At 57.0% G+C, this 22,992-nt stretch carries 24 protein-coding genes; 15 read left to right on the top strand and 9 right to left on the bottom strand.

Annotated elements, in window-relative coordinates; translation table 11 throughout:
- The first annotated feature begins 137 nt into the window (after positions 1-137).
- The gene (locus J5W70_RS02620) at positions 138-605 is read left to right on the top strand and encodes a hypothetical protein (RefSeq protein ID WP_180972888.1); all 468 of its coding nucleotides are present in this window, start codon (positions 138-140) and stop codon (positions 603-605) included.
- Positions 602-1,417: an alpha/beta hydrolase gene (locus J5W70_RS02625; protein ID WP_022396463.1), complete on the top strand. Its 816-nt coding sequence runs from the start codon at positions 602-604 to the stop codon at positions 1,415-1,417. The genes J5W70_RS02620 and J5W70_RS02625 overlap by 4 nt, the downstream gene beginning before the upstream one ends.
- Positions 1,418-1,423: 6 nt before the next feature.
- On the opposite strand, the gene tsaE is transcribed toward J5W70_RS02625, so the two are convergent.
- Positions 1,424-1,873 carry a tRNA (adenosine(37)-N6)-threonylcarbamoyltransferase complex ATPase subunit type 1 TsaE gene (gene tsaE / locus J5W70_RS02630; protein ID WP_022396462.1) on the bottom strand — a complete coding sequence of 150 codons (450 nt, stop codon included), beginning with the start codon at positions 1,871-1,873 and terminating at the stop codon, positions 1,424-1,426.
- Positions 1,874-1,961: 88 nt separating this feature from the next.
- Here tsaE and rplU point away from each other — a divergent pair, with 88 nt between their 5' ends.
- From rplU to J5W70_RS02690, 12 genes are all read left to right on the top strand, one after another.
- A complete protein-coding gene (rplU, locus tag J5W70_RS02635) occupies positions 1,962-2,279 on the top strand; it encodes a 50S ribosomal protein L21 (protein ID WP_022396461.1) in 318 nt (105 codons plus the stop codon).
- 28 nt (positions 2,280-2,307) lie between these two features.
- Complete coding sequence (gene rpmA, locus J5W70_RS02640) at positions 2,308-2,571, top strand: 50S ribosomal protein L27 (protein WP_022396460.1); 264 nt, start codon at positions 2,308-2,310, stop codon at positions 2,569-2,571.
- Between the two features lie 154 nt (positions 2,572-2,725).
- Entirely contained in the window at positions 2,726-3,166 is a 441-nt protein-coding gene (locus J5W70_RS02645; RefSeq protein ID WP_022396459.1) for a Fur family transcriptional regulator, read from the top strand.
- A gap of 15 nt (positions 3,167-3,181) precedes the next feature.
- The gene (gene sufC, locus J5W70_RS02650; RefSeq protein ID WP_022396458.1) at positions 3,182-3,940 is read left to right on the top strand and encodes a Fe-S cluster assembly ATPase SufC; all 759 of its coding nucleotides are present in this window, start codon (positions 3,182-3,184) and stop codon (positions 3,938-3,940) included.
- Between the two features lie 23 nt (positions 3,941-3,963).
- Positions 3,964-5,400 carry a Fe-S cluster assembly protein SufB gene (sufB, locus tag J5W70_RS02655; RefSeq protein WP_022396457.1) on the top strand — a complete coding sequence of 479 codons (1,437 nt, stop codon included), beginning with the start codon at positions 3,964-3,966 and terminating at the stop codon, positions 5,398-5,400.
- 8 nt (positions 5,401-5,408) lie between these two features.
- On the top strand, positions 5,409-6,665 hold the full coding sequence (locus J5W70_RS02660) for a SufB/SufD family protein (RefSeq protein ID WP_022396456.1): 1,257 nt from the start codon (positions 5,409-5,411) through the stop codon (positions 6,663-6,665).
- 435 nt (positions 6,666-7,100) lie between these two features.
- Positions 7,101-8,063, top strand: coding sequence for a glycosyltransferase family 2 protein (locus tag J5W70_RS02665; RefSeq protein ID WP_022396455.1), 963 nt, complete (start codon positions 7,101-7,103; stop codon positions 8,061-8,063).
- On the top strand, positions 8,050-10,305 hold the full coding sequence (locus tag J5W70_RS02670; RefSeq protein ID WP_022396454.1) for a glycosyltransferase family protein: 2,256 nt from the start codon (positions 8,050-8,052) through the stop codon (positions 10,303-10,305). Before J5W70_RS02665 ends, J5W70_RS02670 begins: the two co-directional genes overlap by 14 nt.
- Positions 10,306-10,363: 58 nt before the next feature.
- The gene (locus tag J5W70_RS02675; RefSeq protein WP_022396453.1) at positions 10,364-10,630 is read left to right on the top strand and encodes a hypothetical protein; all 267 of its coding nucleotides are present in this window, start codon (positions 10,364-10,366) and stop codon (positions 10,628-10,630) included.
- 84 nt (positions 10,631-10,714) lie between these two features.
- On the top strand, positions 10,715-11,680 hold the full coding sequence (gene bioB, locus J5W70_RS02680) for a biotin synthase BioB (RefSeq protein ID WP_022396452.1): 966 nt from the start codon (positions 10,715-10,717) through the stop codon (positions 11,678-11,680).
- Between the two features lie 30 nt (positions 11,681-11,710).
- A complete protein-coding gene (gene bioA, locus J5W70_RS02685) occupies positions 11,711-13,060 on the top strand; it encodes an adenosylmethionine--8-amino-7-oxononanoate transaminase (protein WP_022396451.1) in 1,350 nt (449 codons plus the stop codon).
- Between the two features lie 105 nt (positions 13,061-13,165).
- Positions 13,166-14,251 carry a hypothetical protein gene (locus J5W70_RS02690; RefSeq protein ID WP_022396450.1) on the top strand — a complete coding sequence of 362 codons (1,086 nt, stop codon included), beginning with the start codon at positions 13,166-13,168 and terminating at the stop codon, positions 14,249-14,251.
- Positions 14,252-14,332: 81 nt separating this feature from the next.
- Here J5W70_RS02690 and J5W70_RS02695 read toward each other — a convergent pair whose 3' ends face one another.
- The 7 genes from J5W70_RS02695 to J5W70_RS02725 form a co-directional block, all read right to left on the bottom strand.
- Positions 14,333-16,111, bottom strand: a complete 1,779-nt coding sequence (locus J5W70_RS02695) for a hypothetical protein (protein ID WP_022396449.1) — start codon at positions 16,109-16,111, stop codon at positions 14,333-14,335.
- A 128-nt stretch (positions 16,112-16,239) separates the two neighbouring features.
- Positions 16,240-16,584: a hypothetical protein gene (locus J5W70_RS02700; RefSeq protein ID WP_022396448.1), complete on the bottom strand. Its 345-nt coding sequence runs from the start codon at positions 16,582-16,584 to the stop codon at positions 16,240-16,242.
- On the bottom strand, positions 16,577-16,918 hold the full coding sequence (locus J5W70_RS02705; RefSeq protein ID WP_022396447.1) for an EamA family transporter: 342 nt from the start codon (positions 16,916-16,918) through the stop codon (positions 16,577-16,579). The genes J5W70_RS02700 and J5W70_RS02705 overlap by 8 nt, the downstream gene beginning before the upstream one ends.
- 23 nt (positions 16,919-16,941) lie before the next feature.
- Entirely contained in the window at positions 16,942-17,880 is a 939-nt protein-coding gene (locus tag J5W70_RS02710) for a glycosyltransferase family 2 protein (protein WP_022396446.1), read from the bottom strand.
- Positions 17,877-18,377 (bottom strand): GNAT family N-acetyltransferase, encoded by a 501-nt coding sequence (locus J5W70_RS02715; protein WP_022396445.1) that lies wholly within the window; start codon positions 18,375-18,377, stop codon positions 17,877-17,879. The genes J5W70_RS02710 and J5W70_RS02715 overlap by 4 nt, the downstream gene beginning before the upstream one ends.
- Positions 18,374-19,513 (bottom strand): dTDP-4-amino-4,6-dideoxygalactose transaminase, encoded by a 1,140-nt coding sequence (gene rffA, locus J5W70_RS02720; RefSeq protein WP_022396444.1) that lies wholly within the window; start codon positions 19,511-19,513, stop codon positions 18,374-18,376. Before rffA ends, J5W70_RS02715 begins: the two co-directional genes overlap by 4 nt.
- 129 nt (positions 19,514-19,642) lie before the next feature.
- A complete protein-coding gene (locus J5W70_RS02725) occupies positions 19,643-20,764 on the bottom strand; it encodes an acyltransferase family protein (RefSeq protein WP_022396443.1) in 1,122 nt (373 codons plus the stop codon).
- Positions 20,765-20,886: 122 nt separating this feature from the next.
- On the opposite strand from J5W70_RS02725, the gene J5W70_RS02730 reads away from it, so the two are divergent.
- Complete coding sequence (locus J5W70_RS02730) at positions 20,887-21,474, top strand: SprT-like domain-containing protein (RefSeq protein ID WP_022396442.1); 588 nt, start codon at positions 20,887-20,889, stop codon at positions 21,472-21,474.
- 252 nt (positions 21,475-21,726) lie between these two features.
- Here the strand turns inward: J5W70_RS02730 and J5W70_RS02735 are convergent, their stop codons facing one another.
- On the bottom strand, positions 21,727-22,974 hold the full coding sequence (locus J5W70_RS02735) for a hypothetical protein (RefSeq protein WP_146020099.1): 1,248 nt from the start codon (positions 22,972-22,974) through the stop codon (positions 21,727-21,729).
- Positions 22,975-22,992 lie beyond the last annotated feature (18 nt).

Genomic DNA, 22,992 nt, shown 5'->3' on the forward strand with positions numbered 1-22,992 from the left:
ACATCCGGTTAAACATATCCTTTATTATACCTTTTCCCCGGTTTTCTTCTATCAGAAAAATTCCAATTCCTGCAAAAGCCGCCCATGGAGAGAAAAGAGAGATTGCCTTCCTCCTCAAATTCGGGGACACTCTTTCCATGCGACCAGCTTTCCTCCTCCTGCCCGGCATGCTGCTGACGCTTTGCGCCTGCGGGCGCGGCGGCGCCACGCTTGAAACGGATAACGTCCAGGCGGAATGGTTCCCCAACGGGAGCCGCACGGCCATTGTCCTGGATGGTGAAACGGAACCTGCCCCAGCACGGGAAATCCAGCGCGCAAACTCCGGCATGACTCTCTTATACAACTCCCTGGGTGACGGCAGAGGCACCCTGGGAATCAACGGGGCTCTTCCGGAAACGGCAACGGTTACGTACCGGCAGGGAACATCACCCGCCGTCCTGCACTTTAAGACCTCCTCCCGGGAAATACTCCTCAGCGGGGTGTGCCGCCTGGACGCGGAAGGCAAAACGTCCTCCCTGACCGGCTGGAGCTGCCAGGAACGGGGGACAGCCCTACCCCGCACCGGCACGGCCGGGACCATGACCACGGAAAATTCTGGACAATGAACCTCATGCGGATGCTGAAACCGGGAAAATGGAAAATCCTGAGCGCCCTGCTGGCCGGAGCGCTGGCCCTGGCGTGCGTCCAGTGTTCCGTCCGTTCCCTGGTGTACCTGCCGCCCCAGCCCAAGGACAAAACCGTGTATCTGGAAAAACGCGCCGCCTGGGAGCCCCACCGGCGCACTTTCCACCATAACGGGGCCCAGCTCAGCGGCTGGCTTATTGAAAAGAAGGGACAGCCCCTGCTGGTGTATTATGGAGGGAATGCCATGGACATCTCCATGATGCTTCCCTACCTGGATCGGTTCCCCCATGCCAAGCTCCTGGTCAACTACCGGGGATACGGTCTCAGCACCGGCACGCCCACGGAGCAGAACATCATGGGGGATTCCCTGGCGATTCTCGACTCCGTGCTGAAGGAAACCGGAAGAACGCCGGACGACGTCATCCTGGTCGGGCAAAGCCTCGGCTCCGGAGTCGCCACGCAGATAGCCTCCGTCAGGAACGTGAAAAAGCTGGTCCTGCTGGTTCCCTTTGACAGTCTTCTGGAAACCGCCCGCGGCCTCTTCCCCTACCTTCCCGTCAAGCTTCTCCTGCCGGACCACTTCCGGTCGGACCTGGCAGCGCCCAAAGTAGCCTGCCCCGTCAGCATCCTGGCGGCGGGATCGGACGAAGTCATCCCGCCTGACCACGCCAAACGGCTCCGGGACTGCTTCTCCACGCCGGTCAACTACCAGGAATTCCCCGGCGCCATGCATAACACCATCTGGCTCAGCCCCGGCTTTGACAAGGCGTTCTCCAGGAGCATCAGCTACTGAACCGCTTCATTCCACAGGGGCCAGAGACACCCGGCGCAGGCATTCCCCCTCGTGCTCCAGCAGCAGCCAGGAAGTTCCCTCCGGCAGCGCGTCCGGAAACAGGTTGGCCCATTCCACAATGAGCACCGCGTCCCCGTCCAGATACTCGTCCCAGCCTATGCCGAGCAATTCGGACTCATCCTTCAGCCGGTAAAAATCAAAATGGCACGCCCGCAGGCGCCCGTCCGCATGCTCGTGCACCAGGGAAAACGTCGGGCTGGCCGCCGCATCGGAACTCCCCAGCCCTTCCATAATCCCTTGAGTCAGGTGCGTCTTTCCGGCGCCCAGCTCCCCCACCACGCCCAACACTTCACCGGGCATTAAAATTTTACCTATTTGCCATCCCAGCTCCCTCATTTCCTCCGGAGAATGAGTTAAAACGGGGCCGTTTTTAAAAATTTTATACCATTCGTTCATTTTTTCATGAAATTTTGCTTGTCTAAAAGAAGGTGATATGGTTTATTGCGGCTCCCGCATCCGCGGGTGAACCTTAACAGTGATAGCAATGGCATACGCAATTTTCAAAACAGGTGGCAAGCAGTACCGCGTTCAGGCGGGCGACGTGATCGACGTTGAGTGCATCAATACCCTTGAAGAGGGTGCTGAAGCAAGCTTCGATCAGGTGCTTATGGTGGAAAATGACGGAAACGTGACCCTCGGCACCCCGACGGTGGCAGGAGCTACGGTCTCCGCCAAGGTCGTCAGCCAGTTCCGCGACAAGAAGATCATCGCCTTCAAATTCAAGCGCCGCAAGGGCTTCCACAAGAAAAAAGGTTCCCGCCGCGCCATGACGAAGCTGGAAATCACCGGTATCAACGCCTAATTTCAACCCTTAATTTTATCCTAATCTTATGGCTCACAAGAAAGGTCAAGGTTCTGTCAAGAACGGTCGCGACTCCCGCAGCAAGCGCCTCGGCGTTAAAAAATTCGGCGGGCAGGAAGTGATCGCGGGCAACATCATCATCCGCCAGCGCGGCACCAAGTGGCACCCCGGCAAGGGCGTGGGCATGGGCCGTGACTACACCATTTTCTCCCTCGTGGACGGCCGCGTGTTCTTTGACCGCGAAGGCCGCCGCGTCAATGTGGCCCCGGAAAGCTCCGAGGCTGCCAACTAAATTACAGATAACTCTATCTCCCTGCAGGGGCGGCCATCCACAGGGATGACCGCCCCTTTTTTACCCCTCCCCGCGCCCGAATAAATAACAGGAATTGTTCTTGCAAAACAATTGACCCTCCCCCACTATCCACGCAGAGCATGAAAAATAAGATATGAATCCCAAAACAGATTCCAAACAAGCCGCCCGCACCGCCTCTACCCTCCCGGTTATTTCCGGTTTGAGACTCACCAAGCAGCGACAGGAAGTCTACCAGGTTCTCCTGGAACAGAGAGACCATCCCACCGCGAATGAAGTTTACCAGCGGGTGCGCAAAAAGCTCCCCAGCATCTCCCTGGCCACCGTTTACAACTGCCTGGAAGCCCTGGTGAATCACGGCCTGGTCAATCAGGTCAACTTTGAACGCAGCTCTTCCCGCTTCTGTCCCAATCTCGTTGATCATGGGCACTTCCAGGACACCCGGACCGGCTGCATTTACGACATCACCATCAAGGAGGGCGTGGATCTGAAGGAATTCATCAACCTGCCCGACGACGTGTGCATAGAAGAAGCCCAGATCACCCTCAGGGGCTCCATCATCACGCCGCAGGGCTAAATCCCTTTCATCATCATGAGTCTGGTCATTAAAAATTTGCACGCCAAAGTGCAAGGCACGGAAATACTTAAAGGCATCAATCTTGAAATTCCCAAGGGAGAAGTGCACGCGATCATGGGACCCAACGGTTCCGGAAAAAGCACCCTCTCCAAAGTCCTCTGCGGCCACCCGGACTATGAGGTGACGGAAGGGGAAGTCTGGCTGGACGGACAGAACCTGCTGGACATGAGCATTGACGAGCGCAGCCGCGCGGGCCTCTTCCTGGCGTTCCAGTATCCCATGGAAGTTCCCGGCGTGTCCAACGCCAACTTCCTGCGCGCCGCCATGCAGGCCCGCATGCCCCAGGGGGAGGAACTGGATGCGGTTACCTTCTACAAGACGCTGTATGCAAAAATGGACCAGCTCGGCATGTCCCGCAAATTCACCGCCCGCGCCGTCAACGAAGGCTTTTCCGGCGGTGAAAAGAAGCGCAATGAAGTGCTGCAGATGCTTCTTCTGGATCCCCTTTACGCCATTCTGGACGAAACGGACTCCGGCCTGGACATAGACGCCCTCCGCATCGTTTCGGAAGGAGTCAACTCCATGCGCTCCCCCTTCCGCAGCTTCCTCGTCATCACCCACTACAAGCGCCTGCTGGATTACATCAAGCCGGACGTGGTTCACGTGCTGGCCGACGGACGGATTGTCCGTACCGGCGGCGGAGAGCTGGTGGACGAACTGGAAAGCAGGGGATATGAATTCCTGAAAGAGGCGGAAGGAGCGGAAAAGGCGTAACGCCGCCAATCCGGCAGTCAATCATGAGCGACACACCTGACATGTCAGAGGACGGGAACAAACAGAACCTGTTTGACTTCGACCGGAGCAAGGGGAACTTCTCCTTCCCGGAACGCCATAAATTCAACGCCGGCTACGGCCTGACGGAGGCCACCATCGACTACATCTGCGACGTCAAGGACGATCCGGAATGGGTGCGCCAGTTCCGCAAAAATGCGCTTGCCGTCTTTGAAAGCAAGCCCATGCCCACCCACTGGGCGTCCCCGGACATTGAAAAAATAGACTTCTCCCAGATCCGCTACTATCTTTCCGACGGCGAACGGCCCAAGCGAAGCTGGGACGACGTGCCGGAAGACGTAAAGCGCACCTTTGAACGCCTGGGCGTCCCTGAACAGGAACGCCAGTTCCTGGCGGGCGTGGAAGCCCAGTATGACTCCGAGTCCGCCTACTCCAACATGAAGGAGGAACTCCGCAGCCAGGGCGTCATCTTCGTCAACTCCACGGAAGGCCTGAAATACCATGAAGACGTCTTCCGCCCCTGGTTCGGCAAAGTCATCCCCACGGGAGACAACAAATTCTCCGCCCTGAACAGCGCGGTATTTTCCGGCGGTTCCTTCATTTACGTGCCCAAGGGCGTGAAGCTCAAGCACCCGCTCCAGGCGTACTTCCGCATCAATTCGGAAAACTTCGGGCAGTTTGAACGCACCCTCATCATTGCAGATGAAGGGGCGGAGCTCATGTACATGGAAGGGTGCACGGCCCCCCAGTTTGAAACCACCACCCTCCACTCCGCCGTCGTGGAGCTGGTGGCCCTCAAAGGAGCGAAAATCCAGTACGTCACTGTGCAGAACTGGTCCTCCAACGTCTTCAACATGGTCACCAAGCGCGGACTGGCCATGGAAGACGCGGAAATCCGCTGGATAGACTGCAACATAGGCTCCGGACTCACCATGAAATACCCGGCTGTGGTGCTCAAGGGCAGGCGTGCACGCGGGGAAGTCATCTCCATCGCCCTGGCGAATACGGGCCAGCATCAGGACACGGGTGCCAAAATGATCCACGCGGCGGACGACACCACGTCCAACATCGTTTCCAAATCCATCAGCATCGGTGAAGGGCGCGCCAGCTACCGGGGCCAGGTGGTCATGGGCAAAGGCCTCAAGGGCTGCAAGAACAACACGGAATGCGACGCCCTCCTGCTGGCGGCCAACAGCCGCACGGACACCTACCCCGCCATCACGGTGAAGGGGGACAGGAACACGGTGCAGCATGAAGCTTCCGTCTCCCAGGTCTCTGAAGAAATGCTCTTTTACATGCAGCAGCGGGGCATCCCGAAGGCGGCGGCCATGTCCCTGGCCGTCAACGGATTCATTAACGACCTCGTTCAGGAATTCCCCATGGAATATTCCGTGGAACTGCGCAGGCTCATTGACCTGGAAATGGAAGACAGCATCGGATAAGGAGGGAAATGATGAACCACTTGCTCAACGAAGAACAATTCCCCGCAGGCTTCCTTCCCGCATGGTTTGAAGCCAGGCACCGCCAGGCCCTGGAACAGGCGGGCCAGCTTCCGGAACCCTCCCGCCGCATGGAATCCTGGCGTTTCGGAACTCCCGGCAACGAATCCCTGGAAAACTTTGAAGCCGCCCCTCCCGTGGCACCGGAAGCCCTGGCCTCCATCATCAGGGAGCATGCCTCCATGCCAGACGCCATCCGCATCGTTTACGCCAACGGCCTCCCCGTCTCCATCCCGGAAGAACTGCCGGAAGGCCTCGCCGTGATGGATCTGGAAGACTTTGTGCTCCAATACCCGGACGCGGCCCGGAAACACCTGGAAACAGCGCCGGAAACGCTCGGTTCCGAAAAACTGGCCGCCCTGAACACGGCTCTCCAGCACAACGGTCTGGTCATCATGGCGGACCGGGAAATCTCCTGCCCCCTGGAAATCTTCCACTTCATCTCCGGGGACAACGTGGCCGTCTTCCCCGCCACGCTGGTCATTGCGGAGACCGGAAGCCGCCTGCACATCCTGGAACACCACGTCAGCGCGGACCACGGCAGCCAATTCTGCGGAGCGCTCCAGCAGCACCATCTTTCCTCCGCTTCCTCCGTCAAATACGCTTTGGTCCAGGAGCTCAACAGCCGTTCCCGGGCCGTGGAGCTCTGCCACATTATGGCGGACGATTCCGCGGAAATGGAGCACCTCGTCAGCCATCCCGGCGCGGCATGGGCCAGGCAGGAGACGGTCTGCCTCCTGAACGGAGACAGCGCCAACGTACGCCTGCTTTCCGCCAGCCACCTGAAGGAAAACAAGGAGCTGGACCAGAGAACCTACCAAAAGCACCTCTATCGCGGAGCCTCCAGCAACCTGCTTTACGTCAATGTGCTGGATGACGAGGCCAGCAGCATTTTCAGCGGCATGATCCTGGTGGCGGAAGGTGCTCACGATACCAGCGCCTACCAGAGCAACCGCAACCTCATCCTCAGCCCCCGGGCGGAAGCAAACTCCATTCCCGGCCTGGAAATCCTGGCGGACAGGGTGCAGTGCTCGCACGGTTCCGCCACCTCCTCCATCTCTCCGGAAGAAATCTTCTACCTGCTTTCACGCGGCATTCCGGAGCACACGGCGCGCAGGATGATCGCCCAGGGCTTTCTGAAACATGCGCTGGACCAATTCAGTGATGAAACCCTCCGCGCCGCTGTAGAGGAAATCGTCCTCTCCTGAACCGTTCTTCATCCGGGGGAAACCGTGTCCCTTTCCTTTTCCTTCGCCTGCGGAGGGAAAACGGAGAAAAATGCGGCTTGCCCTTTCCTCCTCCTTTCGCTTCCTTGATAAAAGCCTCCGGAATGAAGCACGGTTTTAATTGCCGAGAGGCATTCTCCCGGAGAAACGGTCCCGCGATTGACAGGGACCATCTTCATTCATAATGGAAAAACCAGCGGATTGCGAATCCGGCCAAAAGAACGGCGGTTGATGCAAACCTGAAATCTTTTGCAAGGCAGAATTTTATCAGGAATCCACACCTTCAAATTAAAGAAAAATTTCTTTTCCAACAACCGGTCTTTTCTATTAACTAATTCGGTTTCAGAAAAACATGTTGACTTCGAATTCGCAATCCGTAATCTCTGGCAAGATACTCAATTTTCAAAAGGTCATCACATGATTTCCATCGCCATCATTATCCCCGCCTACAATGAAGAATTGACCATTCGGGAAGTGATGCAAGATTTTCATTCCCACTGCCCGGAAGCGGCCATTTATGTAGTTGATAATAATTCTTCCGATAAAACTGCGGAAATAGCCAGGAAAACTTATGAAGAATTAGGCTGTTCCGGCACGCTGCTTCAAGAAAAACGGAAGGGTAAGGCCATGGCCATTAAAAAGGCGTTCCGGGAAATAGATGCGGACGTTTACGTAATGGTGGATGCAGACCTGACCTATCCCGCCGCCGACCTCCCCCGCCTGCTGGAACCGGTTCTCCAGGGAGATGCGGACATGGTATGCGGAGACCGCCATGACGCCGGCATTTACAGCCGGGAAAACAAGCGCCCCATGCATAATACGGGAAACAAGGCCGTCCGCATGCTCATCAACAAACTGTTCCAGGGCAACCTGCATGACATCCTGACGGGCTACCGCGTCTTTTCCAAGCGGTTCGTCAAAAACTTCCCCATTCTCTCCACGGGCTTTGAACTGGAAACGGAAATCAGCATCCACGCCCTGGACAACGGCTATTCCGTCGTGGAAATCCCCACTAATTACATGGACCGCCCGGAAGGCTCCGTATCCAAGCTCTCTACCGTATCTGACGGGGTGAAGGTCATCAAAACCATCTTCGCCGTCCTGATGAACCACCGCCCCCTGTTCTTCTTCTCCATCATCAGCGCGGTTCTGCTCATCCTCGCCATTCTGGCCGGCATCCCTGCCGTTCTGGACTACTTCCGGTACGACTATGTCTTCCACCTTCCGCTGGCCGTCCTGTCCATGGGCCTTTTCACCGTATCGGCCCTCGCGCTGACCATCGCCTTCATACTTCACGGCCTCCGGTCCGCCCAGCGGTACGACCATGTCCTCTCCCTCATGCATTGGGAGGAACGCAATCTTAAGCATGAAAAACACTGACTCCCTCTCCCGGCGCTCTTTCTGGCTCTGCTGCCTCCTCTGGGCCGTCCTCGTTGGGGCCTGCTTTGCCCCGGCCATCTTCGGGGGCAAAGTGCTGGCGCCCATGGACATCATGGACTGCCTCATCTCCCCGTATGCCACGCAGCCCATGGAAAACGTCCACAACCACTTTACCGTGGACGCCATCTCCCAATACCTGCCCTACAACTACTCCGTAGCGCAAAGCTTCCGGCAGGACGGTTACATGGGCTGGAATCCGTACACCCACAACGGAACGGCCATTGCGGAAAACACGATGCTGTGCCCCGGTGACTGGCACCACGTCCTCTACTTCTTCCTGCCCTTCTGGACGGCCTGGGACACGGGCATCATCCTGCAATTCTTCCTTGCGGGGCTGGGCATGATCGTCTTCCTGCGGAGCCGCCAGGTTCCGGCTCCCTACTGCCTGCTGGGGGCGATAGGCTACGGCTTCTACTCCCAATTCGTCCTGTGGATTTACCACCGGTGGGTGCTGGGAACCATGTGCTGGGCCCCGTGGATATTATGGGCGCTGATGCGCAACAGGGAAAAAAGAATCATCGACCTTCCTTCCATCCTCTTCATCGCCCTCGGGTTCCGGGGCGGCCACCTTCAGGCGTGCCTGTTCATCGTACTGCTCACGGGGTGCGTTTGGCTGGCGGACTGGTGGACGTCCCCCTCACGCTGGAAGTTTAAAACCCTCTGGCGCGTCTCCCTGCCCTACCTGGTGTCCGGCATCGCCGGGGGCCTTCTCTCCATAGACGTGCTGGCCCAGACCATTCCACCCCTGATGGAAGGTTGCAGGCCCATTCCCTTCCTGACCGGAATCACTCATCTTCCCTCCCTGGTCACCGTCCTGTTCCCCACGCTCCTGGGCGTTCCGGAAACGATTGACCTGTTCAAACTCATGGGCCAGGACCTGTTTGACCTGAAATTCACCGGAGGCGTCATCTTCGTCCTTGCCGTGCTGGGCCTCTTTAACAGAAAAGCCCCCCTGACGGCAAAATTCCTGATGGTCATCAGCCTGATTCTGGCCTTCACCCCCCTCATCACCTATTTTTATTCCCGTTCCACCACGGTCTATGCCCTGGGCGCCTCCTGGCTGGCCGCGTGGCAGCTCCATGCCTTTACTCAGGAACCCGCAAGAACGGTCTGGAAGAAAATCTTCATCGCGCTGGGCATCCTGACGCTGGGATGGCTTCTGTGCTCCATCCTGATTCAAATCTTCCACCAGGACATTCTCTCCACCCTCCAGAGAAACCTTGTTTCCCGCCTCTCACCCGCTGAAACGGGCAGGGAAGCCTGGTACATGCTGAGGACGGAACGCCTGCTGGAACAAACGTGCATCTGGTATCCCCGCACGCTGGCCCTGCTTGCACTGCTGTGGGGAGGCCTGTGGGCCGCCTCCCGCATCCATGTCCGCGCACGGCACAAGCTGCTGCTGGCCTCCGCGGTCATTCTGTGCTCCCTGGGGGAACAGCTTCTCGTTCAGGCCACCTGGGTCCACTATGCGGACAAGCCCGAATCCGCAGGCCTGTACAGGGAACCCGAATGGCTGCCGCGCCTGAAACAGCAGGTGGGGGACGGTTCCGTCCTGTGCTACACTTCACACAGGGACAAGGACTATTTCCACGACAACCACCTTTCCAGCTTCGGCATCAAACAGGCGGAAGGCTATGAAACCGTCAGGCCCAAACGTCTCCATGCCCTTCAGGACATCCTGACCCATCCGGAAGCCGCCGCCAAGGCAGGCATTTCCCACCTTCTCGTCAACCCGCGCCAGCAGCTCCCGGAAACCAAAGGCTGGAACCTGGTGGAAAACACTTCCCGGTACGTCCTCTTTGCCAACCCGCATTACAGGGGCAGATACTTTGCAAATGGCCCTGCCACGGAAGAAAGCGCCGTCGTGCACCCCAACTGGCTCACGTACAATAAAATGGACTTCACCGTCCCGCCGGGGGCCTCCTCACTGGATATTCTGGAAAGCTATTCCGAAGGCTGGACGGCACGCATCAACGGAGGGAAGCCCGTTCCCGTGGAATGCTCGGAAAACTACGGCATCATCGTTCCCCTTCCCGTTTCCGACACGCCCGCGCATGTCCTCCTCCAATACAGGGACCACCGCCAGAACACCTATTACTGCATCATCCTCGCCACCCTTCTCCTGATTTTTGCCGCCTGTCTCTGGCGGCATGTAAAAAAACGGCCTTCCTCCCCCCATTAAGATAGACCTCTCTCCCATCCTGCTGGGTAAAAAATCCGCCCTGAAAGACAGGAAAGCCGTGGTTTGGGCGGGAGGCGGCTACGGAGGCCAGGTGGCCGTGCGCTTTGACGCAAAGAAAGTCATCCGCCGCAACCTGTTCCCTGGCAAAAAACCCGGCAACCGGGAAGTGTACGATATCGTAAAAGACCCCGCGGAGAAAAACGACATCGCCGCGGAAAACCGTGACCTTATTGACAGGGCCATCGCCATCCTGGACAAGGAATACAAGCCCGCGCCCGGATTCCAGGCCCTGCGCTACAAGGCCCCGGAACAGCCGACCAAATAAGGAAAAAGGGAAGGATTCCCCACGATACGTAACCCCCGGCATTCTGCCCTTGACGTGAACCGCGCCGGGGGTAGTCTTTGACGCATGAGTCTGACCTCTTCCCTCCTCTCCAGGGTGCTCCAGGGCGGTTCCTGCACCAGAGAAGAACTGATAGCCCTCAGCCGGGAACCGCTGGAGGAGCTGTGCCAGGCGGCCAACGCCATCCGGGAGCACTTCTGCGGAAACGTCTTCGACCTCTGCACCATCATCAACGGGCGCAGCGGCAAATGTTCGGAAAACTGCAAGTACTGCGCCCAGTCCGCCCATTACTCCACCGCGGTGGAGGAATACCCCCTCTTAAGTGATGAAGCCCTGCTGGCGGGCGCCAGGTACAATGACGAACGGGGCATCCTGCGCTATTCCATCGTCACCTCCGGCAAGAGGCTGACGGATGCGGACGTGGACCGGCTCTGCGCCAGCTACAGGCACATCGCCGAACGCTGCAGCATCTCCCTCTGCGCCTCCCACGGCCTCATCTCCAAAAAGCACTGCGAACAATTGAAGGCCGCGGGCGTCTCCCGTTACCACAACAACCTGGAAACCTCCCGCCGCAACTTCCCGAACGTCTGCACCACGCACACGTACGACGACAAGCTGCAAACCATCAAGTGGGCCATGGAAGCCGGGCTGGAAGTGTGCAGCGGCGGCATCATGGGGCTGGGGGAAACCCTGGAGGACCGGATAGATATGTACATGGACATCGCCGCACTGGGCATCAAGTCCGCGCCCATCAACTTCCTGACGCCCATCCCCGGTACGCCGTACGCGAACATGACCCCGCTTGGGGAGGAAGACCAGCTCCGCATCGTGGCGCTGGTGCGCTTCATCATGCCGGACGGCTTCGTCCGCATCGCCGCCGGAAGGAACACCATGAAGGACCACGGCAGGAAAATCTTCATGTCCGGGGCGAATGCCGCCATCTCCGGGGACATGCTCACCACCTCCGGCGTCACCATCCGGGAAGACCTGGACATGCTGGCGGAGCTGGGCTATGAAGTCCGCATGAAATAAGGACTGTCCCGTTTTCCCGCTCCTTTCCCCATGAATCACTCCGACTGGTCAAAAAAAGATCTGGAATACATCTGGCACCCCTGTTCCCAGATGAAAGACTATGAAACGCTGCCCCCCATCGTGATCGAACGCGGGCAGGGAATCAATCTGTACGACGTGGACGGGAAGCGCTATCTGGACGTGGTCAGCTCCTGGTGGTGCAACCTGCTCGGGCACTCCCACCCTAAAATCAACCAGGCCATCAAGAACCAGCTTGATTCTCTGGAGCACGTCATCTTCGCCAACTTCTCGCACAAGCCGGCCATCACCCTGTGCGAGGAGCTGATGAAAAAAATCCCGCAGGGACTCTGCAAGTTCAATTTTTCCGACAACGGTTCGGCGTCCATCGAATCCGCCATGAAAATGAGTTTCCAGTACCACTACCAGACCGGAAACCGCCAGAAAGTGCGCTTCATGTCCCTGAGTGACGGCTATCACGGAGAAACCCTGGGAGCCCTCTCCGCAGGCGGCCTGGACCTTTACTCGGAACTCTACAAGCCCCTGCTGCTGGACATCGTGCGTATACCCGCTCCGGACTGCTACCGCTGCCCCAGGGGAAAAAAACGCGGTTGCTGCCAGGCGGAATGCATTGACGCGGCGCAGGAGGCTTTTGAACGCCATGGGGATGAATGCGCCGCCCTGCTGGTGGAACCCCTGCTCCAGGGTTCTGCAGGCATGCGGATGTATCCCCCCGCCTACCTGGCGAAGCTGCGCGCCCTGTGCGACGCCTATAACGTGCACCTCATTGCGGATGAAATCGCCACCGGCTTCGGCCGCACGGGCAGCATGTTCGCCTGCGACCAGGCCGGCATCTCCCCGGATATCATGTGCGTCTCCAAAGGGCTCACGGGCGGCTACATGCCCATGTCCATCACCATCACCACGCAGAAAATTTACGATGCCTTTTATGCGGACTACCGGGAAGGAAAGGCTTTCATGCACAGCCATACCTATTCCGGCAACCCCCTGGGCTGTTCCGCCGCCCTGGCGGTGCTGAAGATTCTGGACGAGGAACAAATTATTTCCCGGGCGCAGGAAAAGGCCCCCCTCTTCCACCAGATGATCGCCGATGCGCTGGGGGACCATCCGCACGTGGGGGAAATCCGCAGCCTGGGCCTGGTGAACGCCATTGAACTGGTGGAGGACAGGGAAACCAAGAAGAGCTTCCCGTCCGAACGGCGGCTGGGATACCAGATTTACAAGGAAGCGCTTAAACAGGGTCTGCTGCTTCGGCCGCTGGGAGACGTCCTGTACTTCAACCCGCCCCTCATCATTTCCCCGGAGGAAATGGAGGAGGCCGTAGCCGTCTGCTCCGCCTGCGTCCGCAAGGTGCTGGGGTAAACATTTTTCCTCCGTAACAATATGTGCTGTTCTTTTTTTGAAGAAAAGCTGCAACTTTTCTTCAGGGGAGGGGTTTGTAAAAATACCCTGTAACCTCATACCGTCATGATACACTTCACCCCGCTCCGCAAACGTCCGGCGCTTTCCGCGCTGATGCTTCTCATCCTGGGCTCCGGTTTCTGCCAGGCTCAGGAAATGCTTACCGATTCCGCAAGGAAGGAAGCCACCGAGTGGCTTAAGGAAGTCAAATCCGGCTACCTGAACACCAGCTCCGCCCGTATCCAGAAGGCTGTGACCGCCCTCACCGCGGCCACCAGCACGGAAAACGCCGCCATGAAACTTTATGTAGACGCCATGAAAGACCGCTTTCTGAACCCGACCAGCATGATGTCCCGCATGCTGAACCGGGGCGGAGGGGGAGGATTCCGGATGATGCGCATGCCGGGCTCCGGAGGAAGAGGAGGCAGCAACGGCAACAGCAGCAAGCCGGACAGCCCCAGCACCGCCTTTTCCAACTGGCGCAAGCAGAATACGGGGAACAACGTGGCCCCAGGCTTCAAAAAAGCCCTTCAAATCCAGTGCAAATGGATGTTGCTGTGCCTGAGAAAGGCGGATGCCGAGAAGAACGAGCGCGAACTCAACGTTTCCTCCAGCGTCTTGTCCATGCTGGATGAAGTGGCCGCCAACGCCAAGGATGTGGGCGAACAGCTCCCCATGGTGGGCGGAGCCAGTGAAGTAATCCGCTCCTACCTGAACATCAGCGACTACCGTTCGGATACCCTGCCGGACAACCTGATGGACCTCAACACCATCTTCGACCGTGTGCTGCTGGCTCCCTACAAGGAAAAAAAGGATGTGGAAAACTTCCGGAAACTCTGGAACAAACGCATCGGACTGGAAGCGACCCTGCTGCAAAATAATTCCGCCAGCGACAAAAAAACGGCGGAAGTGGAAAAAGCCAGCTTCCTGGTCAAAAGGCAGTGGGAACGGGAAAAGGCATGCTTTGAGCTCGGCGACCAGGTGGCCGCCCTTGAAAAAATGAAAAGCCTGATTTCCGGCATCAAGGATCCCGCTGAAAAACAGCGCGCCATCCGCGACCTGGAATTCCTGCTTCTTACCCCGGCGGAACAGGCAAAACTCCGTGAAGAGCGCACAAACAGGCGCATGCCCGGCGGCGGCCCGCGCTTTTAACAACCGTCGACAGCTCCAATTTCCCTTTCATCCCCCGGTGCGCAGCGTGCATCGGGGGATTTTACTTTCCGGCGCGGCGCATCACCGGGACGGAGGCAGTTCCTGCTTCCCGGGCTGGAACCATGTCTTGCGCAGGCGGTAAATGCGCACGCCCTCAATATTCTCATCCAGATGCCAGGCCGTGCGTACGCCGTGCCGCTCCCATATATGGCGGCTGAGCATCCCCATGAACTTGCTGTCCATGTCGGAAACGTCCCCCTGCGGAGTCAGGCAGACAATATATACGTTGTCCCTGCACAGGTTCAGGGAGGACTGCCCCTCCCAGCCCATCTCCTTCAGCTTCCGCTGCACGGGCTTCAACGGAAAATTCCAGCCGCCCAGCGTCACGACATTCTTCCGGGAACAGCTCCATGCCTTGCGGAAAACGGACTGTCCCGGAGCCAGGTCGTCAATGGTGCCGCCGGACATCTGGACGCAGAACAGGGAATCCGGTTCACGGTCCACCCGTTCGCACAGCAGGCGGCCGGCATCCGGGGAAAAAGACTCCAGATTGGCCTCCCACACGGCGGCGCACGCCTGTGACAAAGAAACGGCGAACGCGCAGAACATGGGCACGCCGCCTGTCAGGGCGCCCTTTCCGGTCCATTTGAAACGAATGGGGCGGTATTTATCCGACCACAGCAGACACAGCCCGGCAATCAGGAACGTGGGATACACCACGCGGAAATACAGGCGGTCTATGCTGGACATGTACAGCAGAATCAGCACCAGCAGGGCGCCCACGCAGAACACCAGAGCCGGGGAATCCCCCCGCCGGAAAGACACGCGGCAGGCCAGACCGAATAAAATCCAGCACGGCAGAAGGTCCATGACGGAATCCCAGGAAAACAGATGAAGGGCCTTCTCCCCGCGGACCCAGGCCCTGGGCCAGAACTCGCCCCCGTCCCGCGCCAGCAGAAGCCTTTCCAGATAATCCGTGTTGAAAGCGTCCATATCGCAATTGGTGAACACCCGGACCATCTTGATATCGTTGGCGAACACGCCGTACTCCTCGCACTGGTAGGCGCCCTCCGGCCTGATGGGGCATGTGTCCGAAAGGAGGGCGCGGGCCTGGTTCCACGCCGCCACGTCACAGCCCTCCAGCACATTCCGGTGGGCGTGCTTGTTATACTCATTCAGACCGAAGGAGACTGCCAGTACGCCGGCCAGGGCCAGCCAGAGACGGCCGCGGGCACGCATCTTTTCCCGGGACGGTTTAAACCCGTCCAAACTGCCCGCCAGCAGGATGGCCCCCCAGAAGGCATCGCACACCAGGGCGGCGTCCAGCCGGATCATGCTGCCCAGCACGCACAGGAATCCCCCCGTGCACAGTCCCTTCCAGGAGGAGGAACCGTACTTCAGGCATACCAGCACTCCGGTGAACCCCGTCAGGAAGGCGGCATGGCTGAATTGCAGGGCGGCATAAAAGCCCGGCATGATTAAAAGCCACACCAGCAGCAGGACCAGCGTATTGAAATCATATCTGCGCGCCTTGCGGGCGTGCGCCGTCAGCATCGTGAAAATGGCCGCTCCGCTGGACAGCGTGGCAAGCGCCAGGAACACGGGCCAGACGGACAGGCCGCCCAGAACGGGAGCCGCTTTCAGCAGCAGTCCGGTCAGCAGGGGATTGACGAAAATGACGTGAGCGTCCGCGTAGGAGGGGTCGCCCCAGCCGTCAAGCACGGACGCAATCACCAGATCGTCATTGGATTGGTACGCTACGCCCACAATGCTCCAGGCCAAAACCAGCAACAGCAGGTTGAACCATACGGGATGGAGCAGCGGAAAAAGCGATACCCATCTCCAAACCTGTTTCAACATAAGCAAATTCCCTGACTTTGCGGGCTGTTCTCCCTGCCCGGGCCCGCATACTAGAAACGGAGAAAATGAAAGTCAAGAGCCGATACCGGCGCAAAGCCCGGAAGGACCAAAAGGCCATGGGCGCCGCCTCAGCGGTTCAGGCAGATGATAATGCCCGCAATAATCATCAGGTTGCCGCCCACCTTGCGCATGGTAATGGGCTTGCCGAAAAAAATCCGGTCGAAGAAAAGAATGTACACGTATGCGGAGCATTCCAGCACATTCACTGTAATCATCGGCAAATGGGACAGGCAGTAAAACGTCAGCAGGCAGCAGCCCAGGAAAATGGAATACGCCGTCACGGTGGCCGGATTCACGAAATAGGAAAGGCCGGACAGCCGTTCGTTCATGGCGGACTTTTTCAGAATCACCTGCGTGCAGGAGGCCAGGAAAACGGAAAACAGGTTCAGGCCGATATAGAATTCCTCATTCATGCGCGTCCTCCTCCGTGGAAACAAGAATAATGCCGCTGATAATCAACACCGCCCCTGCCGCCAGCGTCCAGGAAAGGGTCTCCCCCAGGCAGAGCCACGCCAGCAGGATTCCCCAGATGACCACGGCGGAACGGTTGGCATAAGCCACGCCCAGATTGAACTTTTTCAGCATCACCTGCCACCCTGCCGCATAAATGCCCAGCAGGAACAGCACGCCGGCCAGCAGGGCGAACCGGTGCCAGTCCGTCCAGCTATAGGGAGCCGCCATCCGCCCCAGAACGGTATTCAGGGCGTAAACGATGAACAGCAGGTGCAGAATAAGGTAGTTGATCATGAGAGAAAAAAGAGCGGAGGAACTCACTCATACCGGCGCGCCACCACTACGGCGGGCCTGTGCTTGGTCTCCTTGTAAATCTTGGAAATGTAAATGCCGATGACCCCCAGGCTCATCAGAATCAGACCGCCGACCAGCCAGATGGAGGCCACGGAGGAGGCCCAGCCGGGAGGCGCCACATTGTACAAAAGCTGGCGCACAACCACCCAGATGACGTACAGCATGGCAATCAGGGTGACCCCCAGGCCGAAGTAGGAAATGTACACCAGCGGCCTGGCGCTGTAGGAAACCACGGAATTCATCGCCAGCGCCATCTTCTTGCGGAAGGTGTAGGTGGTGGGGGAAGAGGACGCCTTCTTCACCGTGCACGGCACCTGCCGGAAGCCGGCGGAAACGCACAGGCCGAAGAAAAAGGGCTCCCGGTCCTGGAATTTCAACATCTCCCGCAGGAAACGCGCGCTCATCAGCCGCGCCGTGACCATGTTCCTGGTAATCTGCTGGTCGGAAAGCAGGTTGAACAGCGTGTAAAACAACTCTCCGGAAACGGCTTCAAACAGGCCGCCCTTTCTCTTCTCCTGCACGCCGTACACCACGTCCGCCCCGGTGGAGGCCATCTCCCGGGAAAAATCCGCCAGCCATTCGGGGGCTTCCTCCAGATCACTGTCAATCAGGAACACGCGCTCTCCGCGGGCTTCCTCGCAGGCCACGTACATGGCCAGATGGTGGCCGAAATTGCGGGACAAATCCACCACGCGCACCCGGCTGTCCTTTTCCCGTTCCTTCAGGGCCTGTTCCAGCCCTCCCCTAGGGCAGCCGTCATTCACCAGCACCACCTCCGTGCGGGAGGGGTCATAACCCGCCTCAAGCGCGGCGGCAAAACTGCGGGAACAGAACTCCGCCAGATAGCCACCCGTGCAGTACACGGTAGCCACAATGGACAGTTGAACCTGTGGATCAGTCATAACGTTTTTACATACATCAGAACGCGCTTTCTTTCCCCGTTCTTCTCGCACTCCCTGTCCTCTTCCGGGGCATGGGAAAATCCCATGCGTTCATGAAAACGGATGGAAGCGGCGTTATTCTCCAGAATCCGGGCGTACAGCCGTTCCAGCTCCAGCTCTGTTGCAGCCAGTTCCATCATCCCGGCATACGCGGTGGAGGCCGGACGCAGCTCTCTGAATCCCCTGTCGTAAAGATAAATGCCTATCTCGCCGCGGCGCGTCTTCCGGTCAAACCAGGGCAGGTACACCAGCCCCAGCGGCATCCGGTCCGCGTAAATCACGCAGGCAATAGCGTCCTCCCCGCGGATATTCCTTTCCAGCCATGCCCGGTGCTGGTCCTCCGTCACCTGGTCCAGCAGAAAAAAAGGGCTGACCGCGTCGGAATTGCGCCATATGCGGAGCTGCATGCGCATGGACTCGTCCACATCGGACACGTTGACCAGGTGAATCTTCATCATTCTTCAAACTCTTCCAGGCCGAACCCGGCCCGCAGCACTTCCCGGCAGCCCTCTTCCCCCAGGTCATAATACAGGGGAAGCCTCAGCAGCGTTTCACTGGTGCGGTCCGTATGCGGCATGGGGCCGGCACAACGCCCAAACCTCACCCCGGCGGGGGAGGAATGCAGGGGGATGTAATGGAACACGGCCTTGATTCCGCATTCCGCCAGTTTGCCAATCAGGCTGGTGCGCACCTCCAGAGAATTGAGCAGGATGTAATACATGTGCGCGTTGTGCGCGCAGTGTTCCGGAACGCACGGACGCCGCAAGACGCCCTGTTTTTCCAGGGGTTCCAGCGCGCGGTGGTACATATTCCACCACTTCAGTCTTTCCCCGTTGATCTCCTGCCCGTGTTCAAGCTGGGCGTACAAATAGGCGGCTGTCATCTCTCCGGGCAGGTAGGATGAGCCTACGTCCACCCAGGTATACTTGTCTACCTGGCCGCGGAAAAACTTGGCCCGGTTGGTTCCTTTTTCCCGGATAATCTCCGCGCGCTCCATCAGCTCCGGATCATTCACCAGCAGGGCGCCGCCCTCTCCGGAAATGACGTTCTTGGTCTCATGGAAGCTGTAGCACCCCAAATGGCCGATGGAACCGAGTCTGCGCCCCCTGTAACAGGAACCTACGCCCTGGGCGGCGTCTTCAATCACGTACAAATGGTGCCGCCGGGCAATCTCCATAATCGCATCCATCTCGCACGCCACGCCCGCATAATGAACTACGCAGATGGCGCGGGTGCGGTCCGTGATGGCCGCTTCAATCAGCGTCTCGTCAATATTCTGCGTATCCGGCCTGATGTCCACGAACACCGGAACGCCGCCGCGCAGAACAAACGCGTTCGCCGTGGAGACGAACGTATAGGAAGGCATGATAATCTCGTCCCCCGGGCGGCAATCGATCAGCAGGGCCGCCATTTCCAAAGCCGCGGTTCCGGAATGAACCAGCAGGGCCTTCCCGGCCCCGGTGCGCTCCATGAGCAGCTCATGGCATTTCTTCGTATAATAGCCGTCCCCGCATAAATGGGCACGCTGGATGGCGTCCCGGATGTAATCCAGTTCGGGACCGTGTTTGTGAGGTTGGTTGAAAGGAATCTCCATGGCTCCAGAAAGGACCGGCTCATGACGAACGCCCGGCGCAGGCATGCCGGTCCCCGCGGAAAACGCTCCACGCGGCAGCGCAGCCCGCACGCGGAAGACCCTACTATGAACGGAGGGCTGAAAACAAGCCTAGACCTTGATGAAGGTCCGGTTTTTGTACATGTAATACAGCACGCCCCAAATCAGGGCGTAATTGCACAAATAAAAGACAAACCGGTCCGCATCCCCGAAACACTCGCTGAACCCGGTGAACAGCACCCGGGAGAAATTGCGCGTGGGGGGGCACAGCTCCGCCCACATGTACACGAAAATGGCATTGCTCCCGATCACGGAAAAAAAGAACGTCAGCCAGTTCAGTTTCAGCACATCCGTCAGCAGGTAGAACAGGGCCAGCAGGAAATAGCACCATCCCGCCGCCCACAATACCATGGAGCTGGTGAACAAATGCTTGATGATAGGAAAATCCAGGCTCCAGACATATCCCAGAATCAGGCAGCCCGCACCTGCGCCAAGCAGCCACGCCAGCTTCTTCCCGTGCCCCTGCACCCCTTTCAGAATCTGGCCGCCCAGCAGCCCGAGCATGGTCATGGCCCCAAAGCCGAACTGGGCCAGAATCCACGCGTAATTCGTCTTATCCTGCCAATCCCCCATCAGGTACTTGTCCAGCAGCAGTGCCAGGTTCCGTCCCGGTTCCAGCATCCCTGCCGTGCAGGAACCCACTACGGGGTCGGAAAAAGGAACGAACTTCATGACCAGCCAGTACACAACCAGCAACAACCCTGTTACCACTACCTGCCACCGGATGGACAGATGAAGAAGGCAAATAGCCGCAATCAAGTAGCCGGAGGCGATGGCCTGGAGCGTATTGCAGTACAGGGACATCTTGGACGGTTCAAAACTTAGCAGGTTCCCCTGCACCACCATCCCCAGCAAAAAAAGCACCACCACCCGCTTGGCCACCTTCAGGTAAATCTTCCACATGGGTACCGTGCCGATGCGCCTGGAAAAGGAAAACGGCATGGCTGTCCCCACAATGAACAGAAAAAGGGGCATCACCAGGTCCCAGGCCGCAAACCCCTCCCAGTTCACGTGCGCGCTGTGCTTCACCAGCCATGCGGGGCTCTGGTCATAAAAAAGATTGATGCCGGCCACGACCAGCGCCAAGCCTCCGGTCAGAAAAAACATGTCAAACCCTCGCAAGGCGTCAATGGCCGCAATCCTCTGCGGCTTGGTACCGGAAGCTGAACTCATAGTGATATTCCCTATTACGGAGCCCCTCCCTTCAACCTTTCCGCATGCTTTCTTTTTCCGCGTTCCTGCAAAGAAAAACGGCCGTTCCGTAAAAAAGCCAACCCCTCCGCGGCAACTCCGTCATGATGACCTTCTCCGTATTTCCTTCCCCGCGTTCCGTGCTATGCTTCCTCCGCAGCATGACCATCGGGAACCTCCAATCCGGCAACCGCGACAGCTTCCGGGACATTGAAATTTATGCCCGGCTGAAAATGGATGAACTGGGCCTCCCGGACTGGAAATTCGGCTGGGACCGCGCCCGCAGGAGGCTGGGCGTATGCCGCCTGCTGGAAAAAAGCATCTCCCTCTCCGTCCACTTTGTCCGCGCCAATCTGGAAGCCCCCCATGAAATCCGTGACACCATTCTGCATGAGATAGCCCACGCCCTGGCCTGGACACGCCACGGAGAACGCACCCACGGCGCGCGGTGGAAACAAATCTGCCGGGAAATAGGGGCCGTCCCCTGCGCCGCCGCCAAACCGGACGCCATCCGCGTCACCACGTACAAGTACCTCCTGCGCCTGAAAACAACGGGCGAAGTCGTCGGCAAATACCACCGCCGCCCCGCCTTCGCCAAGCACCTCAAGCGCATGGCCTTGAAAGGTCGCCCCGACACCCTGGGCCAACTGGAATTGATTCCCAGCGAAAAACAGAATACGTCATTATCATAAAAGCTCACCTTCTGCATTCTTCCAGCGGGTCATCAGGGAGTTGTACCGGCATTCGTATGTGGCCATTGTTTGACCATTCCATCCTGACCGTTGCCGATGGCGGTCACAAGATTGAGTTGGAATGGTAGATATTACTGCGAAGCATGGCGTTGGGATAGGAGAGCCGGTAAAAGAAAACGCCGATCTTGTCACATGCGGTTTACCGCCTCTATCCACAGACATTATTTCTTCATTACTTTTACTTTAAAGTATCTATTGTACTTCAGGCTTTTCATCCGATATAACTGGATACACAAATTGATGTAAAAACTCCGAATGCAGAATAAGAGCAATATCCATGATCATATCCTGGAATTTGGTTAAATTTTCATCATTCACAATGGATGAACTTTTTTTCCATTCCAGATCATTGGGCATTCGGATATAAAATAGTTCGGAATCCGATATTTCTTTTTTCCGTTGAAAACGTAATTGGGAAAACAAGGTTTTCATTTTTGAAAACAGATCATTTGAAATGATAAGACCTCTTGTGACACCATCCAAACTAAGAGCCATTTCCCAATACTCTTGTTGAGATAATTTACGCAACCCATATTGATGTTCCAGTTGCTCGTAACCTGCTGGAATCGGCAATGTCTTGTGAAAAAATAAATCATTGAACAAGTGCATTTTATCATTTTTGATCATGGCGTAATAAATATACTTCCCGCGAATTGACAACCCAGCTGTATATTGGAAATCCAAAAATAAAATCCGGATGCTGTCGGGATAATCTTTCGGGAATAATATATTCCATAACCGCTTCGAATCAAACTGATCAGCCAAATAATTATTATTATCTTTATTTTTTAATTCATTATTTGCTTTGAATTGATGGGCAATCCATAATTGCTCATATACCCCAAGATGAGCAAACTCAGACGTATTATAAATCAGTCTATATAAATACTGATATTTTCTGACTACGCGACTAATATACTCGCTGCACCACACAAGCCATGATTTGTCTTTCAAATCAGTTCTGCCGGTGAAATATGAACATAAGGCAACCCATGGCATATTTTGGTATTGGATCATGGAAAGGGTTCCTCCGTATTCCTGCATATTCAAGGAACCTATATCTACCCACTCCATTCCAAGTCTTCTCGGTGAATGTTGAAATAGACTCATGGTATCTGAAAGCTGTTTCAAAAGACATGGCAATAGTTGTATGGCTTGCAGTTCAGGAGCATTGATATAATCAGTCAAACTGTACATCCAGCAGGGCATTAAACTTAGGTATTCATACCAGAAATGCGTGAACGGGTAATAATGCCGATACAGGAGTTGCTGGCGACATATCCTCCATGTCTTAATGCCATATGGGTTACTGGGCAAATCCGGTGATATGGGAAATTCCAGCCATGAGAGAGAGCCTGATTCAGGATAGATTTTCCGCAATTCTGATTCCAACAAGTTGTTCTTATCTTTTTCCAAATTTCCCCAACATGGATCACTCACCAAGTAAAAAATCTGTAT

The organism is Akkermansia massiliensis (assembly GCF_018847375.1).
GTDB classification, from domain to species: domain Bacteria; phylum Verrucomicrobiota; class Verrucomicrobiia; order Verrucomicrobiales; family Akkermansiaceae; genus Akkermansia; species Akkermansia massiliensis.